The sequence below is a fragment of the Cellulomonas terrae genome (genome assembly GCF_007990265.1).
Classification (GTDB): Bacteria; Actinomycetota; Actinomycetes; order Actinomycetales; family Cellulomonadaceae; genus Cellulomonas; species Cellulomonas terrae.
Window position 1 is genome coordinate 122,565 of the sequence record NZ_BJWH01000011.1, and the last position, 10,531, is coordinate 133,095.

At 71.9% G+C, this 10,531-nt stretch carries 11 protein-coding genes; 9 read left to right on the top strand and 2 right to left on the bottom strand.

Features of this window, described 5'->3' with window-relative positions; all coding sequences use genetic code 11:
• Positions 1-119 precede the first annotated feature (119 nt).
• From CTE05_RS11860 to nagB, 6 genes are all read left to right on the top strand, one after another.
• Positions 120-1,295 (top strand): ROK family transcriptional regulator, encoded by a 1,176-nt coding sequence (locus CTE05_RS11860; RefSeq protein WP_146846357.1) that lies wholly within the window; start codon positions 120-122, stop codon positions 1,293-1,295.
• Between the two features lie 86 nt (positions 1,296-1,381).
• On the top strand, positions 1,382-2,707 hold the full coding sequence (locus CTE05_RS11865) for an extracellular solute-binding protein (RefSeq protein WP_146846359.1): 1,326 nt from the start codon (positions 1,382-1,384) through the stop codon (positions 2,705-2,707).
• 158 nt (positions 2,708-2,865) lie between these two features.
• On the top strand, positions 2,866-3,804 hold the full coding sequence (locus CTE05_RS11870) for a carbohydrate ABC transporter permease (protein ID WP_146846360.1): 939 nt from the start codon (positions 2,866-2,868) through the stop codon (positions 3,802-3,804).
• Positions 3,801-4,712, top strand: coding sequence for a carbohydrate ABC transporter permease (locus CTE05_RS11875; protein WP_371863369.1), 912 nt, complete (start codon positions 3,801-3,803; stop codon positions 4,710-4,712). Before CTE05_RS11870 ends, CTE05_RS11875 begins: the two co-directional genes overlap by 4 nt.
• 1 nt (position 4,713) lies before the next feature.
• The gene (locus CTE05_RS11880) at positions 4,714-5,718 is read left to right on the top strand and encodes an ROK family protein (RefSeq protein ID WP_246123557.1); all 1,005 of its coding nucleotides are present in this window, start codon (positions 4,714-4,716) and stop codon (positions 5,716-5,718) included.
• Positions 5,718-6,500 carry a glucosamine-6-phosphate deaminase gene (gene nagB / locus CTE05_RS11885; protein ID WP_146846362.1) on the top strand — a complete coding sequence of 261 codons (783 nt, stop codon included), beginning with the start codon at positions 5,718-5,720 and terminating at the stop codon, positions 6,498-6,500. The genes CTE05_RS11880 and nagB overlap by 1 nt, the downstream gene beginning before the upstream one ends.
• A 40-nt stretch (positions 6,501-6,540) precedes the next feature.
• On the opposite strand, the gene CTE05_RS11890 is transcribed toward nagB, so the two are convergent.
• Positions 6,541-7,302, bottom strand: a complete 762-nt coding sequence (locus CTE05_RS11890) for a hypothetical protein (protein WP_146846364.1) — start codon at positions 7,300-7,302, stop codon at positions 6,541-6,543.
• The gene (locus tag CTE05_RS11895; RefSeq protein ID WP_146846367.1) at positions 7,299-7,673 is read right to left on the bottom strand and encodes a PadR family transcriptional regulator; all 375 of its coding nucleotides are present in this window, start codon (positions 7,671-7,673) and stop codon (positions 7,299-7,301) included. Before CTE05_RS11895 ends, CTE05_RS11890 begins: the two co-directional genes overlap by 4 nt.
• 203 nt (positions 7,674-7,876) lie before the next feature.
• Between CTE05_RS11895 and CTE05_RS11900 the strand changes: the two genes are divergently transcribed.
• The 3 genes from CTE05_RS11900 (at position 7,877) to CTE05_RS20300 (ending at position 10,486) form a co-directional block, all read left to right on the top strand.
• Entirely contained in the window at positions 7,877-8,251 is a 375-nt protein-coding gene (locus tag CTE05_RS11900; RefSeq protein WP_146846369.1) for a DUF3039 domain-containing protein, read from the top strand.
• Positions 8,248-10,068 (top strand): DEAD/DEAH box helicase, encoded by a 1,821-nt coding sequence (locus CTE05_RS11905; RefSeq protein WP_146846371.1) that lies wholly within the window; start codon positions 8,248-8,250, stop codon positions 10,066-10,068. The genes CTE05_RS11900 and CTE05_RS11905 overlap by 4 nt, the downstream gene beginning before the upstream one ends.
• 262 nt (positions 10,069-10,330) lie before the next feature.
• Positions 10,331-10,486 (top strand): hypothetical protein, encoded by a 156-nt coding sequence (locus CTE05_RS20300; protein ID WP_186814839.1) that lies wholly within the window; start codon positions 10,331-10,333, stop codon positions 10,484-10,486.
• The last annotated feature ends 45 nt before the right edge of the window (positions 10,487-10,531 follow it).

Below are 10,531 nucleotides of genomic sequence, written 5' to 3' on the forward strand. Positions count from 1 at the left end.
TTGAATCGTTTCCGGGACGGTCATCCCATGAGTCGGTCCGGTGAACGTCGGATCACGATGTGGTCACGGTCACAGCGGAGAGTTGACAACGGATTTGTAAGGAAGGTCTACTAACAAACGTGACAGCGACGACGCAGCCCCTCGCGGCAGCCCACGGAGTCGGTCGGGCCCTGCGCCCGACGGGCAAGGTGCTGCCCGAGCACGCCCGCGCGCACAACCGGTCGCTGGTGCTCGCGCACCTGTTCCACATCGGCCACGCCTCCCGCGCCGACATCGCCCGCAGCACCGGCCTGACCCGGGTGACCGTGTCGGGCCTGGTCGCCGCGCTGATCGCGGAGGGGCTCGTCGAGGAGCTCGGCGTGCGGGTCGAGGGGAAGGTCGGCAAGCCGGCCACGCTCGTCGGCATGCGCACCGAGGCGTTCCAGATCGTCGCCGTCGACCTCACCGACGACGCGCACCTCCTCGGTGCCGTGATGACGCTGGTCGGTGCCGTCGTCGACCGGCGCTCCGTCGCCCTGGAAGGGCGCACCGGGGAGGCCGCCGCGGACCTCCTCGAGAGCCTCTGCCGCGACCTGCTCGCGGCCGCGACCCGCCCGGTCATCGGCGTCGGCATCGCGTCCCCGGGCGTCATCGACCTCGACGGAACCGTCGTCCAGGCGCCGAACCGCGGCTGGTACGACCTGCCGCTAGCAGCGCGCCTGACCGAGAGCCTCGGCGTCCCGGTGCACGTCGCCAACGACGCCAACACCCGCGCGCTCGGGGAGTTCACCTACGGCTCCGCCGCCGGGTCCGGCTGCATGGTCGTGACGATCGGGGAGGGCGTGGGCGCGGGCATCGTCGTCGACGGCGCGCTCGTGCTCGGCCGCCACCACGCCGCGGGCGAGATCGGGCACGTCACCGTCGTCGACGGCGACGTCCGCGACGAGCCGCCGCTCGGCTGCGCCTGCGGCCGCTCCGGCTGCCTCGAGACCGTGCTGAGCGTCCCGGCCCTGCGCCGCCGGACCGCCGGTCTGTCCCGTGAAGACTCCGACGCCGCCCTGGCGTCGGTCGGACGGTTGCTGGGCATCGCCCTGGCACCCGTCGTCAGTGCGCTCGACCTGGCAGAGGTCCTGCTCTCCGGCCCCCCGGAGCTGCTCGACGGTGCTCTGCGGGAGTCGGCGCTCGCCACTGTCCGCGCACGAACGATGCCCGTCATCGGGCACGGACTGGCACTGCGGATGGGATCCCTCGACGAGGACGGGGCGCTCGCTGGTGCGGCCGTCCTCGTCCTGTCAGGCCAGCTGGGGGTCTCGTGACGACCCCCAGCCGGCCCACTGCAGGTCGGAAGAACCACCCGGCGGCGCCGTCCGGCGCGCGCCTCGCTCACGGGAGGAACCCCAACGTGAAGATCCTACGTTTCGCGGCCGTCGGCGTGGCGGCCGCGCTCACGCTCACGGCGTGCGGTGACGGCGACGACGCCGCTGCCGACCCCACCGACGCCGGCACGCCCGAGGCCGCCACGATCAAGCTGTGGCTCAACGGCACCGACACCCCGGACGCCCTGCGTGAGTACCTCACGACGACGTTCGAGTCGGAGAACCCCGGGTCGAAGCTCGTCATCGAGGAGCAGGACTGGAACGGTCTCGTGCCGCGCCTCCAGACTGCGCTGGGCTCGGCCGACCAGACGCCCGACGTCGTGGAGATCGGCAACACCCAGTCGCCGACCTTCACCTACGCCGGTGCCTTCGCCGACATCTCGGACATGTACGACGAGCTGGGCGGCGACAACCTGCTCCCCGGCTTCGTCGAGGCGGGCAGCGCGGACGGCAACTTCTACGCCGCTCCGTACTACTCCGGCGCGCGCGCCGTGTTCTACAACAAGGACGCGTTCGCGGCGGCCGGCGTCGAGGTCCCCACGACGCTCGCCGAGTTCACCGAGGTCGCCAAGAAGCTCCAGACGGACACGCAGTCCGGCTTCTGGTTCCCCGGCCAGGACTGGTACAACGGCGCCGCCTGGATCTACACCAACGGTGGCGACCTCGCGGTGCAGGACGGCGACACCTGGAAGGGTGCGCTCTCCTCGCCCGAGTCGATCAAGGGCCTCGAGGAGGTCCAGGACCTGTTCGCCAACGCGACCAACGCGCCGGCCGACAGCGACTCGAACGAGCCGTGGGTCCCGTTCAACGCCGGCCAGTCGGCCATGTTCTCCGCTCCCACCTGGGCGCGGTGGAGCATCGACCTGCCGCAGTGCAACAAGGCCGTCGACCCGGACGACACGTCCGAGGAGGCGAAGGCGCTGCGCGGCGAGCAGCAGGCCTGCAACGAGGAGCACACCGGCATCTTCCCGCTGCCGGGTCTGGAGGAGGGGTCCTACGCGAACGGCTTCGCGGGCGGCTCGAACATCGCCGTCGCGGCGAAGTCCCAGCACCCCGAGCTGGCCAAGAACCTCCTGCGGATCATGTTCTCGGAGGAGTTCCAGAACATGCTCGGCGAGAACGGCCTGATCCCGGGCAACACCGAGTACGCCGCTTCGATGGGTGACGACGTGTACGCCAAGGCTGCCGTCGCCGCCGCGCTCAACGCCAAGCTCACGCCGGCGGCCGAGAAGTGGGCCGACGTCGAGGGTGACCGCATCCTGGAGGACTTCTTCCAGCAGCTCGCCACCGGTGCGGACGTCAAGGAGGCTGCCGCGGAGACGGACCAGCTCCTCGAGGACGCGCTGAACTGATCACCACCCCGGCCGGCCGGATGCACCCGGCCGGCCGGGTCAGGTGATCCACGACCCACCGGTCTGCCGCACCCAGGTGCGGCGGATCACCTGATCCGGGTACGACCGGGCCTGCCGACGCAGGCCGGCCCGGTCGCGCCACCAGACAGGAGCTCCCCATGGCAGCCACTGCCCCCGCGCTGCAGCAGGACGACACCGTCGTCTTCCCGCGCCGCCGCCGCCGCAAGCTCGGCGTGTACGGCTTGCTCGTCCCCGCCGCGATCCTCATGGGCGTCGCGCTCGGCTACCCGCTGGTCCGCCAGTTCGTCATCTCGTTCCAGGAGTACGGCCTGCGCCAGCAGTTCGGCCAGCCCGCCGAGTGGGTCGGGCTGCAGAACTACACCGACCTGCTGACCGATCCCTACGTGTGGACGGTCATCGGCCGCTCGATCGTCTTCTGCCTGGTCAACGCCGCCGCGACGATGCTCATCGGGGTCGCGTTCGCGGTCCTCATGTCCCGCATCGGCCGGGCCTCGCGCATCACGCTGCAGGTGTCGCTGCTCCTCGCCTGGGGCACGCCGGTCCTCGCGTCGATGACGGTCTGGCAGTGGCTGTTCGACTCGCAGTACGGCGTCATCAACTGGGTCCTCGCCAACGTGTTCGGGCTCGAGGACATGGCCGGCCACTCGTGGATCATCGAGCCGCTGTCGTTCTACTTCGTCGCCACCGTCATCGTCGTGTGGATGTCCGTGCCGTTCGTCGCGTTCTCCGTCTACGCGGGCCTGCTCCAGGTGCCCGAGGAGACGATGGAGGCCGCACAGCTGGACGGCGCGTCCGCCCGGCAGCGGTTCTGGAACATCACCATCCCGATGGTCCGCCCGGTCCTGTCGATCGTCCTGCTGCTGCAGGTGATCTGGGACTTCAAGGTGTTCACGCAGATCTACGTGCTCCAGCGGGCGGGCGCGCCGACGCGCGAGACCAACCTCCTGGGCACCCTCATCTACTCCTACTCCGACGAGTTCTCGCTCGCCGGCGCGCTCGCCACGATCATGCTGGTCATCACGCTGGCCCTCACCGGGTTCTACATCCGGCAGATGCTGAAGGAGGACGAGCTGTGAGCGCCGTCACGACGCCCGCGCCGACCACCCTCGACCCGGCGCCCCGCAAGCCCACGCGGTCCTCCGAGGCCGGTCGCGCCCAGTCCCGGGGTGGCCGCCGAGCGCTCGGCGTCCTCGCCGTGGTGCTCGCCGCGATGTGGGTCTTCCCCATCTACTGGATGATCAACAGCGCGTTCCTGCCGCTGAACAAGCTCCAGACGCCGGACCCCACGTTCTTCCCGACGAGCGGCACGCTCTCGAACTTCCGCCGCGTGCTCGAGGACCCGACGTTCTGGGCCGCGATGCGCATCTCGCTCGGGGTCGTCATCGTGGTCCTCGTCGCCGCCCTGCTGTTCGCCTTCCTCGCCGCGCTCGCAGTGAGCCGGTTCCGGTTCCGCGGCCGCAAGGGCTTCATCCTGACGATCCTCGTCGTGCAGATGATCCCGGCCGAGGGCCTGTTCATCTCGCAGTACCAGATGCTCGACGGCTGGAACCTCGTCAACAAGGTCGCGGGCCTGTCCCTGGTCTACACGGCGGCGATCCTGCCGTTCACGATCTGGATGCTGCGCGGGTTCGTCGCGGGCGTGCCGATCGAGCTCGAGGAGGCCGGGATGGTCGACGGGCTCTCCCGGACCGCCGCTTTCTTCCGCATCACGTTCCCGCTGCTGGCCCCCGGGCTGGTCGCCGCAGGCGTCTACGGGTTCCTGCAGGCGTGGAACGAGTACACCCTGGCGCTCGTGGTGATGACGGACCCGGCGCAGCGCACGCTGCCGCTGTGGCTGCAGGGGCTCGTCGAGTCCAACCGCGCCACCGACTGGGGCGTGGTCATGGCGGGATCCGCCGTGATCGCGATCCCCGTGATCGTGTTCTTCCTGTTCGTCCAGAACAAGATGACGTCCGGGCTCGTCGCGGGTGCGGTGAAGGGCTGACGTGAGCGCGCAGGGGATCCCGACGCCGCAGTGGGCGCCGGTCGGGGGTACGTGGTCGGTCGGTCTGGACGTCGGTGGCACCAAGGTGCTCGGCGTGCTGCTCGACGCCGACGGTGTGGTGACGCACCAGCTGCGGTCCGCCACCGTCGGAGGAGCGGCCGGGGTGGTCGACACTGCGGTCTCCGTCGTCGAGGAGCTGTGCGCGGGCGCCGGCATCGCGGTCGGCGAGCTCGCCGGGGTCGGGATCGGCCTGCCCGGCGTCGTCGACCCGACCGACGGCACGGTCGAGCACGCGGTCAACCTCGGCATCGAGGAGCGCACGCCGCTCGCGGCGCTCGTCGCCGAGCGGCTCGGCGTGCGGGTCCACGTCGAGAACGACCTGACGGTCGCCGTCGTCGGCGCCGCGCACACGGTCGACGGCGGGCACGCGACGACGCGCGACGGAGTCGTGCACGACACCGTGGTGCACGACCTCGCGTTCCTCGCGCTCGGCACCGGCCTGGCCGCCGGGCTGCTCCTCGAGGGTCGCCTGCGGCGGGGGTCGACCGGGGGAGCCGGGGAGATCGGGCACCTGACGCTGGTCCCTGACGGGCTGCCGTGCAAGTGCGGTCAGCTCGGCTGCCTGGAGCAGTACGCCTCGGGCTCGGCGCTCGACACGGCGTGGCCCAGCACGTACGGGCGGCCCGCTCCCGAGGAGCTGTTCGCGGCGGCGGAGGCAGGCGACCCGGTGGCCGTGGGCATCCGCGACCAGTTCGCCTGGGCGGTCGCCGCCGCGGTGCGGATCCTGGTGCTGACCTGCGACGTCGAGCTCGTCGTCATCGGCGGCGGCGTGAGCGCGCTGGGACAGCCCCTGCTGCGCGCGGTGACGGCCGAGCTCGAGCGCGAGGCCCAGGCGTCCCCGTTCCTTGCGACCATGGGACTGGCGCGCCGCGTGAGCCTCGCACCCGCGGACGTGCCGGTCGGCGCGGTCGGCGCCGCCCTGCTCGGCCGAGGGGAGTACGTCTGATGGAGGTCGTCATCGCACCCGGCCCCGAGCTGGGCAGGCTGGCCGCCGCCGCGATCGAGAAGCTGGTCCGCGAGCAGCCCGACGCGGTCCTGGGACTGGCCACGGGGTCGAGCCCGCTCGCGGTCTACGACGAGCTGGCCCGCCGGCACGCCGAGCACGGACTGTCCTTCGCGCGCGTCCGCGCATTCATGCTCGACGAGTACGTGGGCCTCGCCGCGGACCACCCGGAGCGCTACCGCAACGTCATCGAGAAGGAGATCGCGTCGCGCGTGAACTTCGCGCCCGGCGCCGTGCAGGGCCCGGACGGCCTCGCCGACGACCTCGTGGGCGCGTGCGCGGCCTACGAGGACGCGATCGCGTCCGTCGGGGGAGTCGACCTGCAGCTCCTCGGCATCGGCACCGACGGGCACATCGCCTTCAACGAGCCCGGCTCGTCGCTCGCGTCGCGCACCCGCATCAAGACCCTCACGCGTCAGACCCGCGAGGACAACGCCCGCTTCTTCGGTGGCGACCTCGACCAGGTCCCGCAGCACTGCCTCACGCAGGGGCTCGCGACGATCATGTCCGCCCGGCACCTGGTGCTCCTGGCCACCGGACGCGGCAAGGCCGAGGCGGTGCACCAGCTGGTCGAGGGACCGGTCAGCGCGATGTGGCCGGCGACGATCCTGCAGCACCACCCGCACGTGACGGTGCTCGTCGACGACGCCGCCGCGAGCCGTCTCCAGCTCGCCGACTACTACCGCGAGACGTTCGCGGCGAAGCCGGACTGGCAGGGCCTCTGAGAGTCGGCGGTCGCCTCGGCAGGACCGGTGAAGCCTCGGGTCATGCCACCCGGTCGAGCAGGGCGTCCAGGGCCAGCAGGACTGCGACGCCGACCACGGCGAACCCCGGCAGGAGCCACGCGGTGAGCGTGTCGGCGCGGACGTTCCGGCGGCGCACCTCGACGGGGTCGGTTCCCGGCTCGGTCACCAGGTCGGCTGTCGGTCGACGGCGCGCCCGCACGGTGCCGATGACGGCGTCGCCGACCAGCAGCGTGACCCCGACCGCAGCGGCGAGCCCGTCCGGCACGGTCGCGACGGGGGTGTCGAGGACCAGCCCGAGGGTCACCGCTCCCGCAAGGCTCCCCGCCACGACGAGGACCACCGTGACGCGCGTGCTCCAGCCGCCGTGGCCCCCGGTCCGCCCGGCGGCCCGCACCGTGACGATCGTGGCGGCCAGCAGGAACGGGAGGGCGAGGACCCACCCGACGGTCACCACCAGGCCGGGCCCGTCCGTGCCGACGGACCCGAGCACGACCATGAGACCGACGAAACCGACGAGGACGCGACCGGCGGTGCGCAGGTCGTCCAGCAGCCCGGTCCTCGTCGGCGTCGAACCCGTGGTGAGCTCGCGGGCGTACTCGACCGGTGCGCCGAAGGCCGTCGGGGCATCGAGACCGGCGTCGGCGCAGAACTCGTCCACCTCGGCCAGGATGTCGCCGATGCGGGCGCCGGTGACGTCACGCAGGCGGAGCGCGAGCACCAGCTCGTCACGCCAGGCGGGGGGGACGAGGTTCTCGGGACGTGCAGTCTCGGGCTCGTTCATCGGTCGGTCCTCCCGGTCGTGGCCGGTCGCGGCTGCGTGCGCGCCGGATCGACGATGTCGCTGGTCAGGGCGGCGAACGACCGCCAGGCGGCGCCCCGGCGCTCGAGCTCCGCGCGACCGGCGGCGGTGAGAGCGAAGTACTTGCGGCCGGGTCCGCCGACGCCGGGCTGCCACTGCGTGGTCACGAGCTCCGCCTGCTCCAGCCGCGCGAGCAGCGGGTAGAGCGTCCCGCCCTTGACGGCGCCGAGCCCCAGCTCGTCGAGCCGGGCCGTGATCGCGTACCCGTACGTGCTGCCTTCGGCGAGGACGGCCAGGACGCAGACGTCGAGGACGCCGCGCAGCCACTCGCCGGGCCAGGGGTCGGTGCTCACGGACTAGATAGTACGGCTGACTAGTCGGTCTGTCTATGTAGTCGGAGAGCGGGTCGTCCGGGGACCACCCGGGCGAGCACCCGGCGCCGTCGGGACGGAGTCGGCCGTCGGGCAGTGTCCAGAGCATGCGTCGAGCCGCGGGCGACCCGTCGACACCCGGGCGGACCGGGTTCGTGTCCGCCCTCCGACGTACACTTCACGCCATGAGCGAGCCCCTGCCTCCGAGCACCGGACCCGACGACCCGTTCTCCTCGGACCCGGGCACGTCGACCAGCGTGCTGGAGCGCGAGGAGACCACCGAGCAGGTCGAGCCCGGCGACCACGAGCGCTTCGCGCACTACGTGCGCAAGGAGAAGATCCTCGACTCCGCCATCAGCGGCAAGCCCGTGATCGCGCTCTGCGGCAAGGTCTGGGTGCCGGGCCGCGACCCGAACAAGTTCCCGGTCTGCCCCGTCTGCAAGGAGATCTACGAGGGGCTGCGCGAGCCGCAGGACGGCGACGGCGACAAGGGCGGCAAGAGCTCCGGCGGCGGCCGGAAGTGGGGCTTCGGCCGCAACCCCGGCAGCGGCGGCGCGTGACGGCCGCCCCGCGCCCGTCCTCCCTCCCCTCGACCCACGCGTCCTCGTCGGCGGCCTCCCAGCTGCCGCCGGCGTTCCCCGCGCGTGCGCCCTGGGGGACGGCGGGCAAGCTGCGCGCCTGGCAGGCGGAGGCGATCGAGCACTACCGGACGACGAACCCGCGCGACTTCCTCGCGGTGGCCACGCCCGGCGCCGGCAAGACGACGTTCGCGCTGCGCATCGCCACCGAGCTGCTGGAGGCGAAGGTGGTGCGCCGCGTGACCGTGGTCGCCCCGACCGAGCACCTCAAGCGCCAGTGGGCCGACGCCGCCGCACGGGTGGGGATCACGCTGGACCCGAACTTCAGCAACGCCCAGGGCCGGCACGGTCACGGGTTCGACGGTGTCGCGGTGACGTACGCGCAGGTGGCCAGCAAGCCCGCGCTGCACGCGGCCCGGACCTCCGCCGCGCCCACGCTCGTGATCCTCGACGAGGTGCACCACGGCGGTGACGCGCTGTCCTGGGGGGACGCCGTCCGCGAGGCCTTCGAGGGTGCGACCCGCCGGCTGGCGCTGACCGGGACGCCGTTCCGCTCGGACACCGCGGCGATCCCGTTCGTGCGGTACGACCGGGACCGGGACGGGATCCGGCGCAGCGTCGCCGACTACACGTACGGCTACGGGGACGCGCTGCGCGACCACGTCGTGCGCCCGGTGATCTTCCTGTCCTACAGCGGCTCCATGCGCTGGCGCACCAAGGCGGGCGACGAGATCAGCGCCCGGCTGGGGGAGCCGCTGACCAAGGACATCACCGCGCAGGCCTGGCGGACCGCCCTCGACCCGAACGGCGAGTGGATCCCGAGCGTGCTCGCGGCCGCCGACCGCCGGCTGTCCGAGGTGCGCCGCGCCATCCCCGACGCAGGGGCGATGGTCATCGCCACCGACCAGACCGACGCCCGTGCGTACGCGGGGCACCTGGCGCGCATCACGGGGAGGTCCCCGACGATCGTGCTGTCCGACGACGACGGGGCGAGCGACCGGATCGACGAGTTCTCCGCGGGCGACTCGCGCTGGCTCGTCGCCGTCCGGATGGTCTCGGAGGGCGTCGACGTGCCACGGCTGGCGGTCGGCGTCTACGCGACCAGCACGGCGACGCCGCTGTTCTTCGCGCAGGCCGTCGGCCGATTCGTGCGAGCGCGTCGACGGGGCGAGACCGCGTCGGTGTTCCTGCCGAGCGTGCCGCAGCTGCTCGCGCTCGCGAACACCCTGGAGCTGGAGCGGGACCACGCGCTGGACCGGCCCAAGACCCTCGAGGAGCAGGGCGTCGACGTCGGCCTGGACGACGGGCTGCTCGACGAGGCCAACCGGGAGCGCAACGGCGCCGACGAGATCGGGCCGGACGGCAAGCAGGGGGCCTTCGAGGCCCTGGAGGCGCAGGCGTCGTTCGACCGCGTCCTGTTCGACGGCGGTGAGTTCGGCACGGGCGCCGAGATGGGGTCCGACGAGGAGCTCGACTTCCTGGGCCTGCCGGGGCTGCTCGACGTCGACCAGGTGTCCGCGCTGCTCCGGCAGCGGCAGGCGGACCAGATCAGCGGGCGCAAGCGGTCGGTCGCGTCGGCGGAGGCGCTCGCGGAGATGGACCACCGCAAGCAGGCGGAGCTGCGCAAGGAGCTGTCGCAGCTGGTGGGCGCGTGGGCACGCAAGAGCGGTCAGCCGCACGGGTCGGTGCACAACGAGCTGCGGCGCCGGTGCGGTGGTCCCGAGGTCGCGCTGGCGGACCCGGACCAGCTCACGGCGCGCGTGGCGATGGTGCGCGGGTGGTTCGTCGGCAAGAAGTAGCCGACGGGTTCATGAGCATCGCGCGATTACATCTAGTTCTGGCAAAGCCGCAAGGGCCATCTCACGATGTGGACTTCCGTCGTCGACGGTAGAACTGCAGGTCACAGCCCTGGACGCGCGACCGCATAGCAGTCCGGTTCCCTCGCGCAACTTTTCCCTCGACGTGCCGACCCCGTCCGGCACTGCCACATTTGTCCTGTGACACACGGCCCCGGGTACCCCCGGATGCCGGATCGGTGACCACAGAACGAAAGGGTCAACCATGCCTACCTGGCTCATCCTCATCCTCGTCGGCGTCGTCCTCGTCATCCTTGGCGTCGCGACGAACATCGGCCAGTTCCTCATCTGGATCGGCGTGATCGTGCTCGTCGTCAGCCTGATCCTCGGGCTCGTCGGCCGGGGCCGCTCGCGGGTCTAGTCACCCAAGCCGCAGTACCGGCGCTGCGGCTCGGGCCCCTCAGTC

Bases quoted from the DNA above. Each gene is read 5' to 3' on its own strand.
- CTE05_RS11890 (WP_146846364.1), bottom strand. From the start codon at position 7,302: ATGAACGAGCCCGAGACTGCACGTCCCGAGAACCTCGTCCCCCCCGCC.
- nagB (WP_146846362.1), top strand. From the start codon at position 5,718: ATGGAGGTCGTCATCGCACCCGGCCCCGAGCTGGGCAGGCTGGCCGCC.
- CTE05_RS11900 (WP_146846369.1), top strand. From the start codon at position 7,877: ATGAGCGAGCCCCTGCCTCCGAGCACCGGACCCGACGACCCGTTCTCC.
- CTE05_RS11870 (WP_146846360.1), top strand. From the start codon at position 2,866: ATGGCAGCCACTGCCCCCGCGCTGCAGCAGGACGACACCGTCGTCTTC.
- CTE05_RS20300 (WP_186814839.1), top strand. From the start codon at position 10,331: ATGCCTACCTGGCTCATCCTCATCCTCGTCGGCGTCGTCCTCGTCATC.